The sequence below is a fragment of the Lysobacter sp. ISL-50 genome, assembly GCF_018612875.1.
In the GTDB taxonomy this organism is placed as follows: Bacteria; Pseudomonadota; Gammaproteobacteria; order Xanthomonadales; family Xanthomonadaceae; genus Lysobacter.
Window position 1 is genome coordinate 17,590 of record NZ_JAGGRI010000036.1, and the last position, 22,884, is coordinate 40,473.

A 22,884-nucleotide genomic window follows, 5' to 3' on the forward strand; every position below is an offset into this window, starting at 1 on the left:
GCATGAGGTCAATAAGGATATGCAGTACGGCACCGTGAAGTGGTTCAACGACGCCAAGGGCTTCGGTTTCATTTCTCCCGAAGATGGCAGCGCGGATGTATTCGTGCACTTCTCCGCGATCAACGCAAAAGGCTTCCGCAGTCTGCAAGAAGGCCAGCGCGTCAGCTATCAGCTGACCCAGGGTCCGAAGGGCGCTCAGGCGTCCGAGGTGGCTCCGGTGGTTTGATTCGCGTTGCCCCTCGGGGCAATGTCTGGCCCGATCGTATCGGACAGTTTCCAAGGCCCTGCTTCGGCGGGGCCTTTCTTTTTTTGTGGGGTCGCGGTTGCGACGCTCATGGCGTGGCGTGGTGGCGTGGCTGCAGGGTTGCACTAGTGAAGATTCGCGCGCTGCCGCGTGAACCTGCGGTTGATGGGTATTTCCAGTTCTCGCCGCGAACCTCCACCCCGTCATTCCCGCGAACGCGGGAATCCAGTGACTTCAAACGTTCGCGCGCGAAAGGCCCTGGATGTTCGGCTCCGCCGAAGTAAAGCGGAGCCCGCGTTCGCGGGAATGACGAAGTGAAGGGGGCGCGCTGAAGCCTTGTTGTCTCGTACTTCGGTCCCACGCCATCGCCCGCGCACCCCCACAACCCCAAACCCGGCAAGCCCGCCCACCACACACCCACCTCATCCATTGCCACTAGAATCCAGCCATCCCAGCACGGAGAGCTGTAGATGGACACGCTGCCCCCGTTCGCCACCCATCGGGTCGAGAACCAGCCGCCGCCGTTCGCGCCGCGCGATCTTTGGAACGACGACGCCGCGCTGCGCGACGCGGTGCGGCGCGAAGGCGGCGACGATTTCGCCGGACAGCTCGCCGCCTACGGCGTCCTGGCCGGCGGCGACATCTACGCGCTCAGCTTCGACGCGCATCGCGACAAGCCGCGCCTGCGCAGCCATGACGCCTACGGCCACCGTATCGACCTGGTCGAATTCCACCCCAACTACCACGCGATCATGCGCGCGGCGATCGAGCACGGCGTCGCTGGCCTGTCCTGGCATGATCCGCGCCCGGGCTCGCACGTCGCCCGCGCCGCGCTGAGCTATCTGCACCATCAGGTCGAGCCCGGCACCAGTTGTCCGCTGACCATGACCCACGCCGCGGTGCCGGTGCTGCGGCACGCGCCCGCGCTGGGCGAGTGGATGCGCAAGGCCGCCGCGCCGCACTACGACGGCCGCGATACCGGCAGCGGCGACAAGGCCGGCGTCACCCTCGGCATGGGCATGACCGAGAAACAGGGCGGCTCGGACGTGCGCGCGAACGAAACCGTGGCCACGCCGATCGGCGGGCCCGGCGGCGACGAGTACGAACTGGTCGGGCATAAATGGTTTTTCTCCGCGCCGATGTCGGACGGCTTCCTGGTGCTGGCGCAGGCCCCGGGCGGCCTGAGCTGTTTCCTGATGCCGCGCTGGCATCCGCACGGCGGCAAGAACGCGCTGCGGCTGATGCGGCTCAAGGACAAGCTGGGCGACTGGTCCAACGCGTCGTCGGAAGTGGAATTCCAGGGCGCCTGGGCGCAGCGCATCGGTGAGGAAGGGCGGGGCGTGGCGACTATCATCGAGATGGTGATGCTGACCCGCCTGGACTGCATGCTCGGTTCGGCCGGCGAGATGCGCATGGCGCTGGCGCAGGCGCTGCATCACGCGCGCCATCGCCGCAGCTTCGGCAAGCCGCTGCTCGATCATGCGCTGATGCGCAACGTGATCACCGATCTGGCGATCGAATCGGAAGCCGCCATCGCCCTGGCGATCCGCGTCGCCGGCGCGATCGACCGCGCCGGGCGCGACCCGCATGAGGCCGCGTTCGCGCGCATGGCCACCGCGATCGGCAAGTTCTGGATCTGCAAACGCGCGCCGGCCTTCGTCAACGAAGCGCAGGAATGCCTGGGCGGCGCCGGTTATGTCGAGGAATCGATCCTGCCGCGGCTGTACCGGCAAGCGCCGCTGAACTCGATCTGGGAAGGCAGCGGCAACATCCAGTGCCTGGACGTGCTGCGCGCGCTCGCGCGCGAGCCCGAGGCCGGCCGCGCGCTGCTGACCGAACTCGAACGCGCGCGCGGCCGTCACGATGCGCTGGATGCGCGCATCGACGAACTCGCGCCGGCGCTGCGCGGACAGGCGCCGCCGCAGGAAGCGCAGATGCGCGGGTGGGTCGAACGCTTGGCGCTGGCGTTGCAGTCGGCGCTGTTGTTCGTTGCCGACAGTCCCAGCGCGGATGCGTTCTGCCGCAGCCGCCTCGGCGGCGCGCATGGACTGGGTTTTGGCACCTTGCCGGCCGATCTGGATTTCGAGGCCATCGTGCAACGCGGGCTGCCGGCATGAAGGCATTGCGTCTGTGTCTGTTCGCCGCCGTCCTGGCGTGCGTGCCGGCGTGGGCACGCACGCCGCCGGCGATGGCGCCGGCGGCCGCGCGCGCCGACCGCATCCTCGTGGACAAGTCCGAGCGGCGCATGCAACTGCTGCGCAACAACACGGTCATCCGCACCTATCCGATCCTGCTCGGCGACGCGCCGAACGGGCCCAAGGGTCAGCAGGGCGACGAACGCACGCCCGAAGGCGATTACCGCATCAGCGGACGCAATCCCAACAGCCGCTTTCATCTGTCGCTGCGGGTGTCGTACCCGGACGCAGCCGATCGCAAGCGCGCGCGCCTGCGCGGCGTCGATCCGGGCGGCGACATCATGATTCACGGCGGCACCCCGCCGGGCTATCGGCGCGACTGGACCGATGGTTGCATCGCGCTGACCAACGAGCAGATCGAGGAAGTGTGGAGCCTGGTGCCGAACGGGATTCCGATCCGGATCAATCCCTGAGCGCTGGCCGACCGCGCGTCAAACACGTAGCCGCGCAGCGGTGTGTGAGGTTGCAAGCGTTGGCGACGGGTGGCGTGCCAATACTCGCGCTGTGGTTCGCGGGCCGGTTTTTCGTCGCTGGCGCATCGGCTCGATCCGTCCGCCGCTAGCGCAGCTTCTGCGCATACGCATCGCCGACGTGCTGGCTGATGTAGGCGCTCAGCCCGCGCCCGCGCTCGGCCAGTTCGAGCATGCGCGCGATCGTGTCGATGCCGGCGCTGTCGCTGGTGTACAGATAGACCGAGCCGTCGAGGAACTCGATCGCGATCGCATCCGGCCCGGGCAGATAGGCGCGCACGCCCGAGTCGCCGCTGAGGTTGAGGTATCGCTTCATCTTCGAAGGCATGTGTGAACCGGGAACCCGGCGGATTCTCGCGCCGCCGCGATACCGGCCGTCGCCTGTTCCGGCAAGGGTCATGCCACCGTAGTGCGGTTGGGTGTAAGGTCGGGTGAGGCGGCCATCCGGGCCGTCGCGGGAGGTGCACCATGCGTGGTTCACGTAAATCCCAGGCGCTGGCGCTGGTGGCGTTGGCTGCGATTCCGCCGCCGGCGCACGGTTCGGATTTTTCCCTGGCGCTGTTCTGGCTGAGCCGCGGCGCGGGCTTGTTCGCGCTGTGCCTGCTCAGCGTGTGGCTGGTGAGCGAGTTCAAGCGCGCGGGTTGAAGCCGCGGCGACTTGCAGCGCGACGAGGTTCGCGAACGCCGCCAGCCCCGCAGGCAGCCGTCGTCCGCGCCGGTATCGACATCGGCGTGTCTTTGCCGATGCGGCGAGGGCGCATGCGCACGCACAACAGCGCAAACCCGATCCCATCGATTGCAACCGCGCCGCGTTTGCGCTGAAGTGGCGCGTCCGCGGGCATGGGGTCGGCGGCGATTGGAGCCGTGCTTATGTCCTCGCTGGAACACACGGCGGCGTGCCTGCGAATCTGGGGCGAAGAGCTGATTCCCGACGAACTCACCCACGCGCTCGGCGCGCAGCCATCGTTTTCGCATCTCAAGGGCGACACGATCGTGGTGAACGCTCGGACCGGTGCCGGACGGATCGCCAAGACCGGCGCCTGGCAGCTGACATTGGAAAAGCGCACCCCGGGCGATCTGGATGAGCAGATCGATGAGTTGTTTGCCCGGCTCAATCACGCTCCCGCGCTGTGGGCTTCATTGCAATCGCGTTTCGAGCTCGATTTGTACTGTGGTTTGTTCATGGACACCAGCAACGATTCCGCGGCGATTTCGCCACGCAATATGCGTCTGCTCGGCGAGCGCGGCATCGAGTTGCGGCTTGAGATCTATGACCCGACCCGTGAAGCCGCCGGCATCGGCAGGTTCCGTCGCGGTCGCTTGCAGTGGCGTCGCTGATCGCAACGCGATCGATTCCGCTGCATCGCAACAGCCGAATAAATCGCTACATACCTCCCCGCATCGATAACGCATCGACGTCGCGTTTCGTTCATTCGCTTATGCCAATACGCGTTCTTGTGACGCGCCTCGGACTGTGGGTGTGATCGCGCCTGGGCTGCGACCTTGCGCAGGGCTGGCAGTTCTTTTTAGCTGGGATTGCCTCGCAAGCGCGTGCGCGCATCCGGATTGCGCGTGAGCTTGCCGACGAGAGGCCGTCGTCGCCATGACGGCGTCGAGAAGCCGCTCGGCTTCATTCCATCGATCCCATGTCAGATTCCCACTAGGAGTTCCTCGCATGTCCGTATCGAAATCCCGTTCGCGCCGTTCGTTCGCGCGCGCTTCCGTGTTCTGCGCTGTCGCGGCGGTCGCCGCGCTTGCGTCCGGCGCCACCCTGGCCGCCGACGAAGTCAGCCCGGCGCTTAAATTCGCCATGCAGCGCGACCTGGGAATTTTCCCGGGTCAAATCGCCCAGTACCTGCAAACGGAAAAACTCGCGCGCGAGCAGGCCACGGCGATCGAGCGCGAGTTCGGCGGAAACTTCGCCGGCAGTTGGATCGAGCGCAATGCCGATGGCAGCTCCCGCGTCGTCGCCGCCACCGCCGGCGCGCGCAAGTCCAGCACGCTGGGCGGTGTGGAAGTGCGCAATGTGCGCCACAGCCTGAAGCGGTTGCAGCAGTCGATGGACCTGCTCGACGCCGGCGCCAACGCGCGGGTCAAGGGCGTCAGCAAGCCGCTCGCCGGGGTGCAGACCTGGTATGTCGACGTGCGCAGCAACACGGTGGTGGTCAAGGTCGATGAAGGCGCGACCGATGCCGGCATCGACTTCATCGCCCTCAGCGGCGCCGACAGCGGCGCGGTGCGCATCGAAACCGCGCCGGGCCAGTTGCAGACCACCGCCAACATCATCGGCGGAATCGAGTACTCGATCAACAACGCGAGCTTGTGCTCGGTCGGCTTCTCGGTCACCCGCGGCGCCACCAAGGGCTTCGTCACCGCCGGCCATTGCGGCACGGTCAACTCGATCGCGCGCATCGGCGGCGCCCAGGTCGGCACTTTCGCCGGCCGCGTGTTCCCGGGCAACGATCGCGCCTGGGTCAGTCTGACCAGCGCGCAGACGCTGTTGCCGCGCGTGGCCAACGGCAGCGGCTACGTCACCGTGCGCGGCAGCGCCGAAGCGGCGATCGGCGCGGCCGTGTGCCGCTCGGGCCGCACCACCGGTTATCGGTGCGGCACGATCACCGCCAAGAACGTCACCGCCAACTACGCCGAAGGCGCGGTGCGCGGTCTGACCCAAGGCAACGCCTGCATGGGCCGCGGCGATTCGGGCGGTTCGTGGATCACCAGCGCCGGCCAGGCGCAGGGCGTGATGTCGGGCGGCAACGTGCAGTCCAACGGCAACAACTGCGGCATCCCGGCTTCGCAGCGCAGCAGCTTGTTCGAGCGCCTCGGGCCGATCCTGAGCCAGTACGGTTTGGCCTTGGTCACCGGCTGAGTCCGGCACGCGGCGCCACTCGCGCGCGCAATGCCGATGGTGCGAACGCCCCGCGAATGCGGGGCGTTCGTTTTTGTCCGCTGCGCGCAGCGCAACGGACATCGAGAGAATGCGGCGGACATCGGCGGACAACATCGCCGCCGATGTCTGGATCGGCGTTCGTGGTGTTCGCCTGGTTTGTTCGCGGCCGCAAAAAATAAAACGCGCCCATAGCACGAGTCGTTTACTCACGATTTGCGCCTGATCGCACGCAATGCCTGCGGTGCGGTTTTCGCGCGATGCGGAAGCGTTCGCCGCCGGCGATGGCGCACGGCCTATCAGACTCGTCCGAATCTTTTTTTTGCGTGGCGAGTGTCGCGTTCTGACCGTTGTGCAGACCGTTCGCCATCGCTCGAACAAACGCATGGGCCTGTATCAAGGAACTGCACGCCGTGGGCATCGTCATGTTCGAGATCGATCCCGGACAGCGGCCTTGCGCCATCGCGGCGAACAGGTCAGCGCGGCTGGCCCATCCATTCCATACAAGAAGGGGTTTTTCATGTCCTTGTTTCAATCCGCTCCTCGCGCCCGCCGGCGCTCTTTGGTCCTCGCTCTGGCGTCGGTGGCTTCGCTCGCGTCCGGCGCCGTATTCGCGGCCGATTCGATCGACCCGCGCCTGCAACAGGCGATGCAGCGCGACCTGGGTATCTCCGCCAGGCAACTGCCGCAATACCTGAAAACCGAGAGCCTCTCGCTGCGGCAGGGCGCATCGGCCAAGCGTGCGCTGGGTTCGACCTTCGCCGGCAGCTGGATCGAACGCAAGGCCGACGGCAGCTTCAAGTTCGTGGTCGCCAGCTCGGGCACCGGCAAGGCGGCGCGCAGCCTCGGCGGCGCGGAAGTGCGCACCGTGCGCCATAGCCTGAGTCGCCTGGAAAGCACGATCGCCGCGCTGCGCAGGCTCGCGCTGTCGCGCGTGGCCGGCATCAGCAAGCCGCTGGGCGGCGTGAATTCGTGGTACATCGATCCGCTCACCAACTCGGTGGTGGTCAGCCACGCGCCCGGCGCCGACGCCGACGCCGTCGATTTCGTAGCGTCCAGCGGCGCCGACGCCGCTACCGTGCGCTTCGAGACCGATGTGGGTTCGCCGCAGACCTTCGATCTCGTGCGCGGTGGCATCGGGTACCACTGGCCGCTCGGCGAGGGGCGCGGCGTGTGCTCGGTCGGTTTTCCGGTGACCAAGGGTGAGGTCAAAGGCTTCGCCACCGCCGGCCACTGCGGCAGCGTCGCCCGAATGGTCTACATCGACGCCTTCCCGAACTCGCGTACCGTGCTGGGTGTCGTCATGGCGTCGGATTTCCCCGGGACCGATATGGCCTGGGTGGCGCTCGACGACAAGCACCTGCCGGTCGGCCAAGTCACTCAATGGGCCAATGACAGCACGGTGGCGGTGAAAGGCAGCGTCGAGGCGGAGATGGGCGCTGTGGTATGCAGGTCGGGCCACGTCACGTTCTATAAATGCGGCATCATCCGCGCCAAGAACGTCGACTTAACGAGTATCGCCGGTGTCGTCACCGGTTTGACTCTAACCAACGCCTGCTCCGGCCGCGGCGATTCGGGCGGTCCCGTGATCACTGGCGCCGGGCAGGCCCAGGGCGTGAGTGCGGGCGGCACCCTCCCGACGACGAGCACCATGGACAACTGCTCGCTCCCGGTCGAACAGCGCAGGTCGTATTTCCAGCCACTGAATCCGCTTCTGAGAAAGTACGGCCTGAAGCTGATCACCAGCTGAGCGCGCCGCGCGATTTGAGCGATATCGACGCCCCGCAGCGCGGGGCGTCTTTTCCTGGCCGCGCGGGTCGCTGTCGAGTGCGTTCGGCCGCGGTGGAGCGGCAGGCGGAATCCCGTCTTCGATCTCGATCGGCGTTCGCGTCGTTCGTTTGGTTTTGTTCGCGGCCGCAAAAAAGCGCATGCGCCCGCGGCATGAGTCGTTTACTCGGGATTTGCGCCTGATCGCACGCAATGCATGCGGCGCGATTTGGGCGCGATGCGGAGGCGTTCGCCGTCGGCGACGGCGCGAGGCCTATCAGACTAGTCTGAATCTATTTTTTGCGTGATGCCTGTCGCGTTCTGTCTGCCGTGCGGAGCGTTCGCCATCGCTTGAACAAACGCACGGGCCTGTATCAAAGAACTGCCCGCCGTGGGCATCGTCGTGTTCGATATCGATCCTGGACAGCGGCCTTGCGCCATCGCGGCGAACCGGCCAGCCCGGCTGGCCCATCCATTAAATACAAGAAGGGGGTTTTTTCATGTCCTTGCGTCAATCCGTTCGTCGCGCCCGCCGGCGTTCTTTGGTCCTCGCCCTGGCGTCGGTGGCTTCGCTCGCGTCCGGCGCCGTATTCGCGGCCGATTCGATCGACCCGCGCCTGCAACTGGCGCTGCAGCGCGACCTGGGTATCTCCGCCAAGCAAGTGCCGCAATACCTGACGACCCAGAGCCTCTCGCTGCGGCAGGGCGCATCGGCCAAGCGCGCGCTGGGTTCGACCTTCGCCGGCAGTTGGATCGAGCGCAAGGCCGACGGCAGCTTCGGCTTCGTGGTCGCGACCTCGGGCACCGGCAAGGCCGCGCGCAGCCTCGGCGGCGTCGAAGTGCGCAACGTGCGCCATAGTCTGGGCCAACTCGAGACTGCGTTCGCGGCGTTGGAATCGCAGGCGCGTTCGCGCGTGGCCGGCGTCAGCAAGCCGCTCGACGGCGTGCACTCCTGGCGCGTCGATCCGGCCACCAACTCGGTCGTGGTCAGCCTCGCTCCGGGCGCGACCGGGGAGGGCGTGGACTTCGTCGCGCTCAGCGGCGCCGACGCCGGCGCGGTGCGCTTCGAAACCGACGCGGGCACGCCGACGCTGCTGTCCGAGGTGATCGGCGGCGATCAGTACTACTGGGATGTCGGTGAAGGGTACCGCCCGTGCTCGGTCGGTTTCTCGGTGACCAAGGGCGTGGTCAAAGGCTTCGTCACCGCCGGCCACTGCGGCAAACCCGGCCTGGCGTTGCTCACCGGCGACACCGCGGCCCCGGTGGCGTTGGGTACGGTCACCGCTTCGGACCATCCGGGTACCGACATGGCTTGGGTGACGGTCAATTCCGAGCACACCCTGCTCGGTCAGGTCAAGAACTACAGCGGCGGCCTGCTGCCGGTGAAGGGCAGCGTCGAAGCTCCGGTCGGCGCGGCGCTGTGCCGTTCGGGCCGTACCACCGGCTACCATTGCGGCACCATCCGCGCCAAGAACGTCACGGTGAAGGTCGGCTTCGTCGACCGGATCAACGGGTTGACCGAAACCAACGTGTGCACCGGCCCCGGCGATTCGGGCGGTTCCTGGATCACCGCGGACGGCCAGGCCCAGGGCGTGACTTCCACTGGCTTGATACCGTTCGGAGCCCGGACAATTGCGCGGTGAAGGAAAGTTCGCGCAAGGCCTGGTTCCAGCCCTTGAATCCGATCCTGAGCCGGTACGGTCTGACCCTGGTGACCAACTGACCTGAGCGTTTCTCCGGCTGCGCGTTCGCGGCCGGAGTGCTTCGCGACGCCCCGCCTTGCGCGGGGCGTTTTTATTGGCGCTGGCAATGCGGGCGAGCCAATGATCCTGACGGCAAGTAAGCCGCCGGTTGTGTGGCGCCGCGTTTACCCGCGCCGACCAAGTCGGCCGGCGGTTTCGCCGACAGCGCTCCTCAGTCGAGGAACTGCAACTTCGCCAACTCCGCGTACAAGCCGCCCTGGGCCAGCAACTGCTCGTGGGTGCCTTCCGCGACGATCCGGCCGCGGTCCATCACCACGATCCGATCGGCCTTGAGCACGGTCGCCAAGCGATGCGCGATCACCAGCGTCGTGCGTCCCTGCATCAGCGCTTCCAGTGCCTGCTGCACCGCGCGTTCGCTCTGCGCGTCGAGCGCGCTGGTGGCTTCGTCGAGCAGCAGGATCGGCGCGTCCTTGAGCAGGGCGCGGGCGATCACGATGCGCTGCTGCTGGCCGCCGGACAGGCGCGCGCCGCGTTCGCCCAGTTCGGTGGACAGGCCGTCGGGCAGCGTCTCGATGAAGTCGGTGGCGTAGGCGGCGCGCACGGCTTCATCGACTTCCACGTCGCTGGCGTCGAGGCGGCCGTAACGCACGTTGTCGCGCGCGGTGGTGGCGAAGATGGTCGGCTGTTGCGGCACCAGGGCGATGCGCTCGCGCAGCGCGCCCGGATCGGCGTCGCGCACATCCACGCCGTCCACGCGCACCGCGCCGTGCTGCGGATCGTGGAAACGCAGCAGCACGGAGAACACCGTGCTCTTGCCGGCGCCGGACGGGCCGACCAGGGCCACGGTCTCGCCGGGATTCACGCGCAGGCTGAAATCCTGCAGCGCCGGCAGATCGGGGCGCTGCGGATAGTGGAAGCCGACGTGATCGAACACGATCTCGCCGCGCAGCGGCTGCGGCAGCGGCTGCGGATGCTCCGGCGCCTGCACCGCGCTTTCTTCGTTGAGCAGTTCGCTGATCCGGCCCATGCCGCCGGCCGCGCGCTGCAGGTCGTTCCAGACCTCGGCCAGCGCGCCGATCGAGCCGCCGCCGATCAGCGCGTACAGCACGAACTGCGCCAGAGTGCCGGCGGTCAGGCGGCCGGCGATGACGTCGTGCGCGCCCGACCACAGCACCATGATGATCGCGCCGAACACCAGGGTGATGGCGATCGCGGTGACCCAGGCCTGGGCGGTGATGCGCTGGCGCGCGGCCTTCACCGCGACCCGCAGCGAATGGCTGAAACGGCCTTGCTCGTAAGGCTCGCGCGCATGCGCCTGGACCGTGCGCACGGCGCCCAGGGTTTCGCTCGCCAAAGTGTTGGCGTCGGCGACGCGGTCCTGGCTGGCGCGCGAGATGCGCTGCAGCTTGCGGCCGCCGGCCACGATCGGCAGCACCGCCAAGGGAATGCCGATCAGCGAGAACGCGGCCAGGCGCGGATTGGTCACGAACATCATCGCCAGGCTGCCGATCACCGTGACCGAACTGCGCAGCGCCACCGACATGCTGGAACCGACCACGCTGCGCAGCAGCTCGGCGTCGGCGGTCAGGCGCGAGACCAGTTCGCCGCTGCGGTTGCGATCGTGGAAGCCGGCGTCGAGCCCGACCAGATGCCGGTACAACTGCTCGCGCAGATCGGCGACGACTTTTTCGCCGAGCACCGACACCAGATAGAAGCGCGCGGCGGTGGCGAAGGCCAGGCCGATGGCGACCAGGAACAGGATCAGGAAGGCGCGGTCGATCGCGCCGCTGCCGCCGCCGGAGGTGCTCTGGGCGAAGCCCTGGTCGATCATGGTCTTGAACGCGGCCGGAAAGCTCAGGGTGGCGGCGCTGGACGCGGCCAGCGCGAACAACCAGGCGACGAACAGGCCTTTGTGTTTGCGCACGAACGGCCAAAGGGTGCTCAGGCTGCCGATCGGGGCCTTGTCGCGTCGGGGGGCGGCCTTCGGGCCGGCGCTGGCATCGGTCATGGATCGCAGTCTATCGAGGGGAGGGCGGTTCGCCGGGAGAATTCAGGCGCACGCGATTACGAGTGGCGTCGCGCAGTTGTTCTTTCAAGGCGGGCAACTGCGACGCCGGCAGGCGAATCCGCACATGCGCGCCGTCGGCGTCGAAGCGTTCCCCGGCTTTTTCCGCGCCGAATGCGTTCAAGGCCGCGTGCACGGCGCCGATGTCCTCGAAGGCGTAGGCCAGATCCAGCTCGCCGTAGACGATCAATTCCCGGCGCGCGGCGCGGCGCAGGCACTCGGCCGCGGCGCCGCCGTAGGCGCGGACCAGACCGCCGGCGCCGAGCTTGATCCCGCCGTACCAGCGCGTGACCACGGTCACCACCTGATCGCAGCCCTGTCCATCGATCGCGGCCAGGATCGGCCGGCCGGCGGTGCCGGAGGGTTCGCCGTCGTCGTTGAAGCGGTAACTCGCGCCGATCCGGTAGGCCCAGCAGTTGTGGGTGGCGTCCGGGTCGGCGACCTCCTGGACGAAAGCCAGCGCCGCCTCGGGCGAGGCCACCGGCGCGGCCAGGGCCAGGAAGCGGCTGTGCTTGATCTCGATCGGGTGGCGGGCGCGTTCGGCCAGCGTGGTCGCGCTCATCGCGGCGGCCTCAACTCGCGGGCTGCGGGCGCGGCAGGGGCGGGGGCAGGGCGGCCCGGCGGCGCCCGACGGCCGCGCTCATTTGAGCAGCGGCCGCAGGTCGCGCGGAATCCGGGTGTGCGGATGGCTGCGGCGGAACTGGCGCAGGCTTTCGCGGGCGCGTTCGAGCTCGCCGCCGTCGCGGTATTGGCGGATGCGGTCCAGCCATTGCGCGGCGGGCAGCTTGCTGTCGTCTTCGACATTGGGCGAGATGCGCGAACCGGTGACCATGACGCGGTCGAGCGCGGGCTCCTCGCGCACGGGCGCCGGCGATCTGACTTCTTCCGCGGCGGCCTTGAAGTTCTCCGACTTGGCCCGCGACTGCGCCGGCTGCGCGCCCGCGGGGGCTTCGGCATCGGTGGCGGTGAGCCCGCTGATCGACGCCGGTGCCTGCGCCGGCGCGGCGCGGCGCATCTTGGCCTCGCCGGCGGGCTTGGCGGCGTCGCGGGCGGGCGCTGCAGGTGCCGCGGGCGCGGAGGAGGCGGCGGCGGGCGCGGCATCGGCGGGGAACGGCGCGGGCGCGGCGATCGGGGTCGGATCGAAATTCGGCACCGGCGCCGGCGGCGGAGGCGGCGCGGCCATGACCTTCGCCGGGTAGGCGGGCTCGTTGCGCGGCTGTGTCTGCAAATAACCTTGTTCGCGCGGTTGCTCGGCGGCGCGGTTCGCGCTCGCCGCCGGGACAGGATCGGCGACGGCGTTGCTGCGCTTGGCGAACTGCGGGGGCGGTGGCGGCGGTGCGATCTGGTGCGGCGGCGCGGGTTCGGCCGGCATCGGCTTGATCGGGACGGCGGCGTTCTCGGCCATCGCCGCGCTGCTGGCGGCGGCATCGGCGGCCGGTGTCGCGCCGCCCTGGCCGGCGATCGAATCCTGGCTGTCGGCCGAGGCGGCGTCGGCCGCGGCAGAACTGTGGACGGCGCCGGCCGTGACGGCGACCTCGTCCTCGCGCATGGCGTCGGCGGCCTTGTCCATCGGCCGCAATTGCCAGGCGATACCGACCGCCAACGACAGCGACGCGGCCACGCCGATCCACGCCGGCCAGCGGGTTTTGCGCGCGCGCGCACGCGGCGTCTGCGCCACCGCGGCGTGCGCGGCGGCGAGGATCTTCGCGTCCAGCGCGGAAGAGGGACCGTCGTTCGGGCCCAGCCGCAGCAGGCGGTCGGCCAGGTCGCGTTCTTCCGGCGACAGCGGATCGGGTGCGTCGGGACGGCGGTTCATTCGGTCAACCTCGCGCGAAGCTTGTCCATCGCGTATCGCAGCCTGGACTTCACCGTTTCCCGGCCCGCCCCCGTAATGGCGCCGATCTCCTCCAGGCTCAGTTCCTGTTCCAGTCGCAGCAGCACCACTTCACGCTGCTCCTCGGGCAATTCCTCGATCGCGCGCTGCAGGCGGCGGCGCTGTTCGAATTCGGACAGTTCGCGCTCGGGCGTGGTTGGGTCGGGCACGCGCGCGGCGCGTTCGTCGCCGTCTTCCGGCGTCGGCGGGCGGTGCTTGAGGCCGCGCCAGTGGTCGTTGAGGCGGTTGTGGGCGATCCGGAACAGCCAGGTGCTGAACTGCGCGTCGGGTTTCCAGCCGTGGCGCGCGCCGATCACGCGCTGCCAGACATCCTGGAAGAACTCGTCGGCCAGCGCCGAATCGCGGATCTGCCGCAGCAAGAACCGGTACAAGGGGCCGCGGTGGCGCGCGTACAGCAACTCGAACGCGGCCGCGTCGCCGGCCGTCCAGGCCAGCATCAGCACGTCGTCGCTCGCGTCGGCACCGGAGTTCATTCGCGGCAGGGTACGGTGACTCGGCGCGGACGGGAAGCGCTTGCGCGTCGGCGGGGCGTCGTATAGCGATGTGGGCAGGGCCAGTAGCATGTCTGGAACAACGGATCGGGACCGGCGGCGGGGTTGCGATCTGCCGAACATGTAAAGCTCGCGTTATCCTGCGTCCTGTATGGAAGGCGGCGATCCGGTGCGGACAGATTCGATTCAAGCGGCAGCGGTGAGCGAATCGTCCGCGGGCGAAGCCCTGGCGTGCGCCCTGCAGGAGGCCCTGCCGGCCGGCTCGCAGGTGGTGGTGTGCTGGCGTCCGGCCCACGGCCGGGTATCGGATTCGTTCACGCCCGGCACCGATACCCCTCTGCGCGATGCCGCGCGCCGCCTGCTGGAACGCGACCCGCCTGCCGTCGGCGCCTCCGACGATCGCTATGCCGACCGCATCGAGGCGGCGTGGTGGCTGGAAGACCGCAGCCGCGCCAGCATCGTCGCGCAGATGCCGCAAGTGCTGACCACGCCGCTGCGCGCGGCCTGGCTGGCGATGGCGCGGCGCATCGTCGTCGCCGACCTGGCCGCCGGCCGCGCCCACGCCCGCGCCGAGGCGCTGGAGAAGTCCGAGCGCCTGCAGCAGGCGCTGTACGGCATCGCCGATCTGGCCGGCTCCGGCCTGGAGATGCCCGACCTGCTCAGCCGCATCCACGGCGTGGTCTGCGGCCTGATGTACGCGGAGAATTTCTACATCGTGCTCTACGACGACGTCGCCGACACGATGCGCTTCCTGTATTTCGCCGACCGTCACGACCCTTACGTGGCCAATCCGATGCAGTCGATCCGCGGCGAAGACATGCCGACCAGCCTGACCCTGGCGCTGCTGCGCCACGGCGAATCGCTGCAGGGCAGCTCGGCGGATCTGCGCGAACGCCTGAACGTGCCCAACGACGAGCGCCACGGCCCCGACAGCGCCGACTGGCTCGGCGTGCCGATGCGCCGCGACGAGCGCGTGTGCGGCGCGATCGTGGTGCAGAACTACGACACCGCCGGCAGTTACGGCGACGAAGACCGCGCCCTGCTGTCGTTCGTCGCCCAGCACATCCTCACCGCGCTGGACCGCTTCCGCGCGCGCGAGGAACTCGAACGCCGCGTCGCCGAGCGCACCTACGCGCTGCAGCTGAGCAATCGCGACCTGCAGGCCGAGATCATCGAACGCCAGCGCTCCGAGCGCCTGCAGCGCGCGCTGTTCCGCATCGCCGAGCTGACCATCACCTCCGACACCCTGGAGCGCTTCTATTCCCAGGTCCACGACGTGGTCAGCGAGCTGCTGTACGCGCGCAACTTCTATATCGCGCTGCTGTCCGACGACGGCGAGCGCCTGCAGTTTCCGTATTCGATCGACGAACGCGACGTGATCCGCGAAACCCGCCGGCTCGCCGACGGCCTGACCGAATACGTGATCCGCCAGGGCAAACCGCTGCTGGCCGATCGCCACCGCATCGCCGAGCTCAACAGCCGCGGCGAAGTGCGCAGTCACGGCTCGGCCGCGCACTGCTGGCTCGGCGTGCCGCTGTACCGCGACGACGCAGTGGTGGGCGTGATCGCCATTCAAAGCTACTCGCGCGCGATCAGCTTCAATGCCCGCGATCAGGAACTGCTGACCTTCGTCGCCCATCACATCAGCATCGGCCTGGCGCGCAAGCAGGCGCAGGACCGGCTGGTCACCGCGCACGGCGAACTCGAGCAGCGCGTGGCCACGCGCACGCGCGAGCTGGCCCACACCAACGCCGAACTGGTCGCGCAGATCGGCGAACGCGTGCGCGCCGAGCTCAAGCTCACCCATCAGGCCCTGCACGACGCGCTGACCGGTCTGCCCAATCGCGGCCAGCTGCTCGATCGGCTGGACCACGTCATCGCCCACGCCAAACGCGACAACCGCGCGTTCGCGGTGCTGTTCCTGGACCTGGACCGGTTCAAGCTGGTCAACGACAGCGTCGGCCATTCGGCCGGCGATGAACTGCTGATCGAAAGCAGCCGCCGCATCGTCGGCACCGTGCGCAGCGCCGACATGGTCGCGCGCCTGGGCGGCGACGAATTCGCGATCCTGATCGAGAACATCGACGGCCTGATGGTCGCCGAAGACCTGGCCCAGCGCGTGCTGCGCGCGCTCGGCGAACCGTGCTGGGTGGCCGGACGCGAAGTGTTTCCCTCCGCCAGCGTCGGCATCGCCATGTGGCATCCGCGCTACGGCAACGGCACCGAGCTGCTGCGCGACGCCGACGCGGCGATGTACCGCGCCAAGGGCGCCGGCCGCGGCCGCTTCGCCGTGTTCGACGAGGAAATGCGCGAGCAGGCCTTGCGCATCCTGGACCTGGAAGCCGACCTGCGCCGCGCCATCAACGGCGATGCCTTCGTCGCCTATTACCAGCCGATCGTGCGCCTGGACGATCAACTGGTGATCGGCCACGAAGCGCTGCTGCGCTGGCGCCACGAGAAGCGCGGGCTGCTGTTGCCGCGCGAGTTCATCGGCCTGGGCGAAGACAGCGGCCTGATCGAGGAAGCCGACTGGATTCTCTACGGCCGGGTGATCGCCGAGCTGGCGCGCGGCGGCCACGGTTATATCTCGGTCAACGTATCGCCGCGGCATTTCCGTTCCGGCGATTTCGCCGACCGGTTGCTGCGCATGATCGAAGAAGCCGGCGCCGACCCGCGCCGGCTGCGCATCGAGATCACAGAGGTCGCGTTGCTCGACGATGTGCCGCGCGCGCTGCGGATATTGCGCACCTTGCGCAATCACGGCGTGCTGGCGCAGCTGGACGATTTCGGCACGGGGTTTTCCGCGTTGTCGTATTTGCATCGGTTTCCGATCGAGTGTTTGAAGATCGATCAAAGCTTCGTCGCCGGTTTGATCGGCGAATCGCGCCCGGAGAGCATCGCCGTGGTGCGCGCGATCCAGGCGCTGGCCGGAACCTTGGGCATCCACTCCATCGGCGAAGGCGTGGAGACGCAAGCACAGCGGTTGATCCTGCGCGAACTGGGTTGCACCTACGGCCAGGGCTATCTGTTCGGGCGTCCGGCCGAGCGGGTCAGCGGCGAAGTGCGGATTCCCGAGGGCGTCGCGGATGTGATCGGCGTGGATGGTGTCGCTTCGAATGTCGCCGCGGCCGAGGTTGGCGGCGCGAGTGCGCAGGACATTGGCGCGCGGATCGAATCGCGCGATCCGGCGGCGCTGAAGGGCGCCGCCGGCACCGGATTCGGCGAGCCTGACTTCGTCGAACATACCGGCACCGGCGACGCTTAGAACTTCGTGGCGCGGGATCGTCTTGCGGTTGCTTCAGCCAGTCCTTCCACCTCGACCGAGCGAGTCAATTCGCCCCCTTTGCAAAAGGGGGCTGGCGCCCGGCGTGGATGTGGTTGCTGTGTAGCGGTCGAAGCGCTGGGGGATTTGCTTTTCCGTTTGGTCAGGAGCAAAAGCGAATCCCCCCTGGCCCCCCTTTTTCAAAGGGGGGAAGAGCACTGGGGCGCTGTCAGTCGCTGACCGCCACGCCGTTGGCCGGCTTCAACTCACCGATCTGCGACTTGGCCCGCTCCACCAATCGCACGAACTCGGCGCGCTGACCCCAGCGATCATCGAGCCGCACGCTGCGCGCGCTGGCCAGAATCTGATCCCAACCCCAGCCGTCGTACTGACTGCCGCCACGCAAGGCGTCGGCGAAAGCGGCAACCGAGGCGGCCATGCGCATCGGATCGCTGGCGACCGCGCGCTGGCCCGAACGCAGCACCGGCGTTTCGATCAGCTGGCTGCGGTCTTCGCCCGGACGCTTGTAGCGCAGCTTGAGGTTGGCGATTTCGCCGTCCTTGCCGCCCGCGGCCGCAGCCGCTCCGGTGTAGCGCAACGCCGGCAGGCGCGTGGCCTTGGAGCCGACCGGGGTGATCTCGTACAACGCGGTGACCTCATGACCCGCGCCGATATCGCCGGCGTCGACCTTGTCGTTGGCGAAATCCTCGCGCTTGAGCAAACGGTTTTCGTAACCGATCAAACGGTACTCGGCGACCTGCGCCGGATTGAATTCGATCTGGATCTTGACGTCGCGGGCGATGGTCAGCAGGGTCGAGCCCATTTCCTCGACCAGCACCTTGCGCGCTTCCTGCAAGGTGTCGATGTAGGCATGGTTGCCGTCGCCGACATCGGCGAGTTTCTCCGACAGCTGATCGTTGTAGTTGCCGGTGCCGAAGCCCAGCGTGGTCAGGGCGATGCCGCTCTTGCGCTGATCGGCGACCATCGTCTCCAGCGCGTTGTTATCGACCGTGCCGACGTTGAAGTCGCCGTCGGTGGCCAGGATCACGCGGTTGACGCCGTTCTTGACGAAAGCCTGCTTCGCCGTCGCATACGCCAGGCGGATGCCGTCGCCGCCGTTGGTGCTGCCGCCGGCCTGCAGGCGGCCCAGCGCGTCGAGAATCTCCTGTTGACGATCGCCGGGCGTGGGCGGCAGCACCAGGCCGGCGGCGCCGGCGTAGACCACGATCGAGATGCGATCCTGCGGGCGCAGTTGCCTGGTCAGCATCGAGAACGCGCTCTTGAGCAGCGGCAATTTGTCCGGCGAATCCATCGAGCCGGAGGTGTCGATCAGGAACACCAGGTTGACCGGCGGCAGCGTCTGCTTGGGCACATCGAAGCCCTTGATGCCGATCATCAGCAACTGGCGCTGCGCGTTCCACGGCGCCGGCGCCAGTTCGGTGGACACCTTGAACGGCGTGGCGAGCGATTTCGGCGCGGCGTGGCCGTAGTCGAAGTAGTTGATGAACTCTTCCGCGCGCACCGCGTCGGCGGGCGGACGCTGGCCGTCGTTGAGCATGCGCCGCACGTTGGCGTAGCTGCCGGTATCGACGTCGATGGAGAACGTGGACAGCGGCTGTTCGCTGGCGCGCACCACCGGGTTGTCCTCGCGTTCGGCGTATTTCTCCGTGTTGGCCGGCTGCGAGTAAGAGGGCGGCGGGGGCGGCGCGATCATCGCCGGCGATGCGACGGGCATCGGCGCGGCCATGTGCTTCATGAGCCCGCTGTTCTCGCGAATGCGCGAGCCGGTCACCATCACTCGCTCCGCCTGCGCCTGCGCTTGCGCGCGGCCGGCCGGAGCGAGGTTGCCGACCGGCTTGGCTTTGTATTCGGTCACGGGCTGGGCGGGCATGGACTTGACCGGTTCGGCGGGGGCGGTGTAACCCGCGCCGGCCGAGGCCGCCGCGTCGGCGGCCTGGAGCTCGTCGCGCCGCATATCGGCTTGCGCGGCTTGCGCGCCGCGGACCTTGCCGACTTGTTCGTTCTTGCTCGTGGAGGAATTCACATCGCCCGGCGCCTGGCAGGCGCTGAGTGCCAGCGCGGCCAGCAGGGCGGCGCTGAGCAGGTGCATGGAGTGGCGGGCGGACGGCGAACGGCGCGAGGTTGAGGCTTGCATGGCGGCTTCCCTGGTGTGTGGACCTGGGAAGACGAACGGGCCGGTACGACGGGCGGGGTTGAGGCTACAAAAAATATTTGCTGTTTCCTTCTCCCGCAGGCGGGAGAAGGTGCCCGGAGGGCGGATGAGGGCGGATGAGGGCGCAGCGCGGCTGGCTGGCCCTCACCCCAACCCCTCTCCCGCAAAGCGGGAGAGGGGCTGACGGCTGAGGATGGGTAGATCGTGGCTTCGGAGAAGTCCGGGGTTACTTCGCTTCGGTTGGATCCCGAATCACCAGCAACCGCTGCTCGCTCATATCCTCGATCGCATACCGCACGCCTTCGCGCCCTTGCCCGGAATCCTTGACGCCGCCGTAAGGCATGTTGTCGACGCGGAAGCTCGGCACGTCGCCGACGATCACGCCGCCGACGTCGAGCCGGTCCCACGCGCGCATCGCATGATCCAGCCGGCCGGTGAACACGCCAGCCTGCAAGCCGAAATCGCTGTCGTTGACCTCGTCGAGGACACTGTCGAAATCGTCGAACGGCTCGATCAGCGCGACCGGGCCGAAGGCTTCCTTGCGGTACAGGTCGGCATCGTGCGGCACCTTCTCCAGCAAGGTCGCGGGAATCATGTTGCCGGCGCGCGGGCCGGCGTTGATGCGCTTGGCGCCGCCCTTGACCGCCGCGTCGATCCACGACTGGATGCGCTTGGCCGCATCCTCATCGACCACCGGGCCGATGAAGGTCGAATCCAAGCGCGGATCGCCCATGCGCAGTGCGCCGATCGCCGCCTTGAGCTTCTTGCGCAGCTTGTCGTAGATGTCGGCGTGGGCGTAGATGCGCTGCACGCTGATGCAGCTCTGGCCGCTCTGGTAGTAAGCGCCGAACACCAGCCGCTCGACCACATGATCCAGGCTCGCGCCCGGATCGGCATCGATGATGCAGGCGGCGTTGCCGCCGAGTTCTAGGGTGACCTTCTTCTTGCCGGCGCGCGCCTTCAGATCCCAGCCGATCAGGCCGCCGGTGAAGCTCAGCAGCTTGATCCGCTCGTCCTCGACCAGCAGCGAGGCGTCTTCGTTCGAACAGCACAACACCGAGAACGCGCCTTCGGGCAGATCGGTTTCGGCCAATACCTCGCCGATGATCAACGCCCCGACCGGGGTCTTGATCGCCGGCTTGAGCACGAACGGGCAGCCGGCGGCGATCGCCGGCGCGACTTTGTGCGCGACCAGATTCAGCGGGAAATTGAACGGAGTGATGAAACTGCACGGCCCGATCGGCACGCGCTTGACCATGCCGCGATAGCCGCGGGTGCGCTCGGAGATCTGCAGCTCGATGATCTGGCCGTCGCCGCGGGTGGCTTCGCCGGCGGCGATGCGGAAGGTATCGATCAGGCGGGTGACTTCGCCGCGCGCGTCCTTGATCGGCTTGCCCGCTTCGATGCACAGGGCCTGCGCGAGTTCTTCGAAACGCTCGCCGAAGCGGCGCACGCAGTGTTCGAGCACGTCGCGGCGGCGATCGGGGGTGAATTGCGCCATCGCCTCGCGCGCCTTGTGCGCGGCGACGATGGCCTTGCGCACCGCGGCGGCATCGGCCATCGCCACGCGGGTGGCGCGCTTGCCGCTGTATTTGTCCAGCACTTCCAGCTCGGTATTGGCCGCGACCGGGCGGTTGGCGAGGTAGTAGGGGTAGCTGGACTTCAGACCCTTGGCGGGTTTTTTCTTGTTGGGCTTGGCCATTGGCTGCTCCTTGAAGGATGAGCGAAGTCGGAGAGATTCGTAGCTTCGGGTGTCGGGGCTGAAGCTCCCTCCCACAAAAGATTCCGCGGCATCGAGGTCTGTGTGGGAGGGAGCTTCAGCCCCGACCGAGGTCAGGCCGAACGCGGCAAACCGCGTTACTGCACCGCCGAAGCGAGCCTGGGAATATCTTCGTTGAGAATCCGGTCGTCGTCGTTGTAATCGATCGGCACTTCGATCACATCCACGCCCGGCGTATCCAATGCCTGGCGCAGCAACGGCAAGAACGCGTCGCTGGATTCGGGCCGGTGCCCGCGCGCGCCGTAGCTGCGCGCGTAGGCGACGAAGTCCGGATTGCCCAGGTCCATGCCGAAACTCGGGTAGCGCTCGTGCGCTTGCTTCCACTTGATCATGCCGTAGGCGTCGTCACGCAATACCAGCACGACCAAGTCCAAGCCGAGGCGCACGGCGGTTTCCAGTTCCTGCGAATTCATCATGAAGCCGCCGTCGCCGCACACCGCGACGACCTTGCGGTCCGGACAGACGATGCGCGCGGCGATCGCAGAAGGCAGGCCGGCGCCCATCGTCGCCAGCGCGTTGTCGAGCAGCAGGGTGTTGGGCTCGCGGCAGCGGTAGTTGCGCGCGAACCACAGCTTGTACAGGCCGTTGTCGAGGCAGACCACGTCGCGCGGCGACAGCGCCGCGCGCATGTCGGCGACCAGACGCTGCGGCGCGAGCGGAAAGCGGTCGTCGTCGGCGCGATCGCGCAGTTGTTCCAGCAGCGCGGCGCGGACGCGGTCGAAGAAGGCGAAGTCCCAGTGCGCCTGCGGCTGCAGGGCTTCCTGCAAGCGCCAGACCGAGTGGGCGATGTCGCCGACGACTTCGATCTGCGGGAAGTACACCGCATCGACCTCGGCGCTGGCGTAGTTGACATGGATCACCGTGCGCCGGCCTTCGCGCATGAAGAACGGCGGTTTCTCGATCACGTCGTGGCCGATGTTGACGATGCAGTCGGCCGAATCGATGGCGCGATGGACGAAGTCGTGATCGGACAAGGCCGCATTGCCGAGCCACAGCGGGCCTTGCTCATCGAGCACGCCCTTGCCCATCTGCGTGGTGAAGTAGGGGATGCCGAGCTTGGCGACGAAATCATCCAGGGTCTTGGAAGTGGTCTTGCGATTGGCGCCGGCGCCGATCATCAGCAGCGGATGGCGGGCGCTGGCGATGGCCTGCGCGGCGCGTTCGATGGCCTTGTCCTCGGCCACTGGACGGCGCGAGAACGAGGCCGGAATCAGCCGCGCCTGGGTCGGATCGGCGGCGATATCCTGCGGCAGTTCCAGATGCACCGCGCCGGGACGTTCTTCCTCGGCGCGGCGAAAGGCTTCGCGCACCCGCGCCGGGATGCTGTCGGCGGCGACGATCTGGCGCGTGTACTTGGTCAGCGGCCGCATGGTGTCGACCACATCGACGATCTGGAAATGGCCCTGCTTGCTGGTCTTGATCGGCTTCTGCCCGGTGATCATCAGCATCGGCATCGCGCCGAGTTGGGCGTAGGCCGCGGCGGTGACCAGATTGGTCGCGCCCGGCCCCAGGGTGGACAGGCAGACGCCGGCCTTGCCGGTCAGCCGGCCGTAGGTCGCGGCCATGAAACCGGCGGCCTGTTCGTGGCGGGTGAGCACGAGTTCGATCGTGGAGGTGCGCATCGATTCGAGCAGGTCGAGGTTTTCCTCGCCGGGAATGCCGAAGACGTATTGCACGCCTTCGGCTTCGAGCGCGGCGACGAACAGGTCGGACGCCTTGGTCATGCGGAACTCCGGGAGCGGGCAGGGCCCGAATCCGTCGATGCTCGCGCAAACGATGTTAGCGGTGGGCGATGGCGGTGGAACGGTGCGGGCTATGCGCGAGCATCGAAGTCTGTGTGGGAGGGGCTTCAGCCCCGATGCTTTTCGCTCAGATCGCCTCGGCAAACCGGTTTCCGGGATTCAAGGCGACCGGAACGAAGAGCATCGGGGCTGAAGCCCCTCCTACAAAA

17 protein-coding genes are annotated in these 22,884 nt (G+C 67.8%); 9 read left to right on the forward strand and 8 right to left on the reverse strand.

Annotated features, from left to right (window positions below; translation table 11 throughout):
* Positions 1 to 19: 19 nt before the first annotated feature.
* The 3 genes from J7J50_RS19280 (at position 20) to J7J50_RS19290 (ending at position 2,852) form a co-directional block, all read left to right on the forward strand.
* Positions 20 to 226 carry a cold-shock protein gene (locus J7J50_RS19280; protein ID WP_031373678.1) on the forward strand — a complete coding sequence of 69 codons (207 nt, stop codon included), beginning with the start codon at positions 20 to 22 and terminating at the stop codon, positions 224 to 226.
* 488 nt (positions 227 to 714) lie between these two features.
* Positions 715 to 2,361 carry an acyl-CoA dehydrogenase family protein gene (locus J7J50_RS19285; RefSeq protein WP_215059331.1) on the forward strand — a complete coding sequence of 549 codons (1,647 nt, stop codon included), beginning with the start codon at positions 715 to 717 and terminating at the stop codon, positions 2,359 to 2,361.
* A complete protein-coding gene (locus J7J50_RS19290) occupies positions 2,358 to 2,852 on the forward strand; it encodes a L,D-transpeptidase family protein (protein ID WP_215059334.1) in 495 nt (164 codons plus the stop codon). The genes J7J50_RS19285 and J7J50_RS19290 overlap by 4 nt, the downstream gene beginning before the upstream one ends.
* A 145-nt stretch (positions 2,853 to 2,997) precedes the next feature.
* On the opposite strand, the gene J7J50_RS19295 is transcribed toward J7J50_RS19290, so the two are convergent.
* Positions 2,998 to 3,225, reverse strand: a complete 228-nt coding sequence (locus J7J50_RS19295; protein WP_215059366.1) for a hypothetical protein — start codon at positions 3,223 to 3,225, stop codon at positions 2,998 to 3,000.
* Between the two features lie 152 nt (positions 3,226 to 3,377).
* Between J7J50_RS19295 and J7J50_RS19300 the strand changes: the two genes are divergently transcribed.
* From J7J50_RS19300 to J7J50_RS19320, 5 genes are all read left to right on the forward strand, one after another.
* The gene (locus tag J7J50_RS19300; RefSeq protein ID WP_215059336.1) at positions 3,378 to 3,554 is read left to right on the forward strand and encodes a hypothetical protein; all 177 of its coding nucleotides are present in this window, start codon (positions 3,378 to 3,380) and stop codon (positions 3,552 to 3,554) included.
* 224 nt (positions 3,555 to 3,778) lie between these two features.
* The gene (locus J7J50_RS19305) at positions 3,779 to 4,246 is read left to right on the forward strand and encodes a DUF4279 domain-containing protein (RefSeq protein ID WP_215059338.1); all 468 of its coding nucleotides are present in this window, start codon (positions 3,779 to 3,781) and stop codon (positions 4,244 to 4,246) included.
* A gap of 337 nt (positions 4,247 to 4,583) precedes the next feature.
* Positions 4,584 to 5,780, forward strand: a complete 1,197-nt coding sequence (locus J7J50_RS19310) for a S1 family peptidase (RefSeq protein WP_215059340.1) — start codon at positions 4,584 to 4,586, stop codon at positions 5,778 to 5,780.
* 472 nt (positions 5,781 to 6,252) lie between these two features.
* Positions 6,253 to 7,548: a S1 family peptidase gene (locus J7J50_RS19315; protein WP_215059342.1), complete on the forward strand. Its 1,296-nt coding sequence runs from the start codon at positions 6,253 to 6,255 to the stop codon at positions 7,546 to 7,548.
* Between the two features lie 517 nt (positions 7,549 to 8,065).
* On the forward strand, positions 8,066 to 9,208 hold the full coding sequence (locus J7J50_RS19320) for a S1 family peptidase (protein ID WP_215059344.1): 1,143 nt from the start codon (positions 8,066 to 8,068) through the stop codon (positions 9,206 to 9,208).
* 271 nt (positions 9,209 to 9,479) lie between these two features.
* On the opposite strand, the gene J7J50_RS19325 is transcribed toward J7J50_RS19320, so the two are convergent.
* From J7J50_RS19325 to J7J50_RS19340, 4 genes are all read right to left on the reverse strand, one after another.
* On the reverse strand, positions 9,480 to 11,276 hold the full coding sequence (locus J7J50_RS19325) for an ABC transporter transmembrane domain-containing protein (protein ID WP_215059347.1): 1,797 nt from the start codon (positions 11,274 to 11,276) through the stop codon (positions 9,480 to 9,482).
* A 10-nt stretch (positions 11,277 to 11,286) separates the two neighbouring features.
* A complete protein-coding gene (locus J7J50_RS19330) occupies positions 11,287 to 11,895 on the reverse strand; it encodes a YigZ family protein (RefSeq protein ID WP_215059349.1) in 609 nt (202 codons plus the stop codon).
* A 78-nt stretch (positions 11,896 to 11,973) separates the two neighbouring features.
* On the reverse strand, positions 11,974 to 13,149 hold the full coding sequence (locus J7J50_RS25165; RefSeq protein ID WP_215059351.1) for a hypothetical protein: 1,176 nt from the start codon (positions 13,147 to 13,149) through the stop codon (positions 11,974 to 11,976).
* Positions 13,146 to 13,700, reverse strand: coding sequence for an RNA polymerase sigma factor (locus tag J7J50_RS19340; RefSeq protein WP_215059354.1), 555 nt, complete (start codon positions 13,698 to 13,700; stop codon positions 13,146 to 13,148). Before J7J50_RS19340 ends, J7J50_RS25165 begins: the two co-directional genes overlap by 4 nt.
* Before the next feature lie 217 nt (positions 13,701 to 13,917).
* Between J7J50_RS19340 and J7J50_RS19345 the strand changes: the two genes are divergently transcribed.
* Positions 13,918 to 16,983 (forward strand): EAL domain-containing protein, encoded by a 3,066-nt coding sequence (locus J7J50_RS19345; protein ID WP_343222550.1) that lies wholly within the window; start codon positions 13,918 to 13,920, stop codon positions 16,981 to 16,983.
* A 226-nt stretch (positions 16,984 to 17,209) separates the two neighbouring features.
* Here J7J50_RS19345 and J7J50_RS19350 read toward each other — a convergent pair whose 3' ends face one another.
* From J7J50_RS19350 to J7J50_RS19360, 3 genes are all read right to left on the reverse strand, one after another.
* A complete protein-coding gene (locus J7J50_RS19350; protein WP_251044638.1) occupies positions 17,210 to 18,694 on the reverse strand; it encodes a VWA domain-containing protein in 1,485 nt (494 codons plus the stop codon).
* A 685-nt stretch (positions 18,695 to 19,379) separates the two neighbouring features.
* Positions 19,380 to 20,855 carry an aldehyde dehydrogenase family protein gene (locus J7J50_RS19355; RefSeq protein ID WP_215059359.1) on the reverse strand — a complete coding sequence of 492 codons (1,476 nt, stop codon included), beginning with the start codon at positions 20,853 to 20,855 and terminating at the stop codon, positions 19,380 to 19,382.
* Between the two features lie 155 nt (positions 20,856 to 21,010).
* Positions 21,011 to 22,657 (reverse strand): acetolactate synthase large subunit, encoded by a 1,647-nt coding sequence (locus tag J7J50_RS19360; RefSeq protein ID WP_215059361.1) that lies wholly within the window; start codon positions 22,655 to 22,657, stop codon positions 21,011 to 21,013.
* Positions 22,658 to 22,884: the final 227 nt, after the last annotated feature.

Excerpts from the sequence above, each read along its gene's own strand:
- J7J50_RS19330 (WP_215059349.1), bottom strand. The coding sequence starts at position 11,895 with ATGAGCGCGACCACGCTGGCCGAACGCGCCCGCCACCCGATCGAGATC.
- J7J50_RS19320 (WP_215059344.1), top strand. The coding sequence starts at position 8,066 with ATGTCCTTGCGTCAATCCGTTCGTCGCGCCCGCCGGCGTTCTTTGGTC.
- J7J50_RS19280 (WP_031373678.1), top strand. The coding sequence starts at position 20 with ATGCAGTACGGCACCGTGAAGTGGTTCAACGACGCCAAGGGCTTCGGT.
- J7J50_RS19285 (WP_215059331.1), top strand. The coding sequence starts at position 715 with ATGGACACGCTGCCCCCGTTCGCCACCCATCGGGTCGAGAACCAGCCG.
- J7J50_RS19305 (WP_215059338.1), top strand. The coding sequence starts at position 3,779 with ATGTCCTCGCTGGAACACACGGCGGCGTGCCTGCGAATCTGGGGCGAA.
- J7J50_RS19290 (WP_215059334.1), top strand. The coding sequence starts at position 2,358 with ATGAAGGCATTGCGTCTGTGTCTGTTCGCCGCCGTCCTGGCGTGCGTG.
- J7J50_RS19360 (WP_215059361.1), bottom strand. The coding sequence starts at position 22,657 with ATGACCAAGGCGTCCGACCTGTTCGTCGCCGCGCTCGAAGCCGAAGGC.
- J7J50_RS19340 (WP_215059354.1), bottom strand. The coding sequence starts at position 13,700 with ATGAACTCCGGTGCCGACGCGAGCGACGACGTGCTGATGCTGGCCTGG.
- J7J50_RS25165 (WP_215059351.1), bottom strand. The coding sequence starts at position 13,149 with ATGAACCGCCGTCCCGACGCACCCGATCCGCTGTCGCCGGAAGAACGC.
- J7J50_RS19295 (WP_215059366.1), bottom strand. The coding sequence starts at position 3,225 with ATGAAGCGATACCTCAACCTCAGCGGCGACTCGGGCGTGCGCGCCTAT.
- J7J50_RS19310 (WP_215059340.1), top strand. The coding sequence starts at position 4,584 with ATGTCCGTATCGAAATCCCGTTCGCGCCGTTCGTTCGCGCGCGCTTCC.
- J7J50_RS19325 (WP_215059347.1), bottom strand. The coding sequence starts at position 11,276 with ATGACCGATGCCAGCGCCGGCCCGAAGGCCGCCCCCCGACGCGACAAG.
- J7J50_RS19350 (WP_251044638.1), bottom strand. The coding sequence starts at position 18,694 with ATGATCGCGCCGCCCCCGCCGCCCTCTTACTCGCAGCCGGCCAACACG.
- J7J50_RS19300 (WP_215059336.1), top strand. The coding sequence starts at position 3,378 with ATGCGTGGTTCACGTAAATCCCAGGCGCTGGCGCTGGTGGCGTTGGCT.
- J7J50_RS19355 (WP_215059359.1), bottom strand. The coding sequence starts at position 20,855 with ATGGCCAAGCCCAACAAGAAAAAACCCGCCAAGGGTCTGAAGTCCAGC.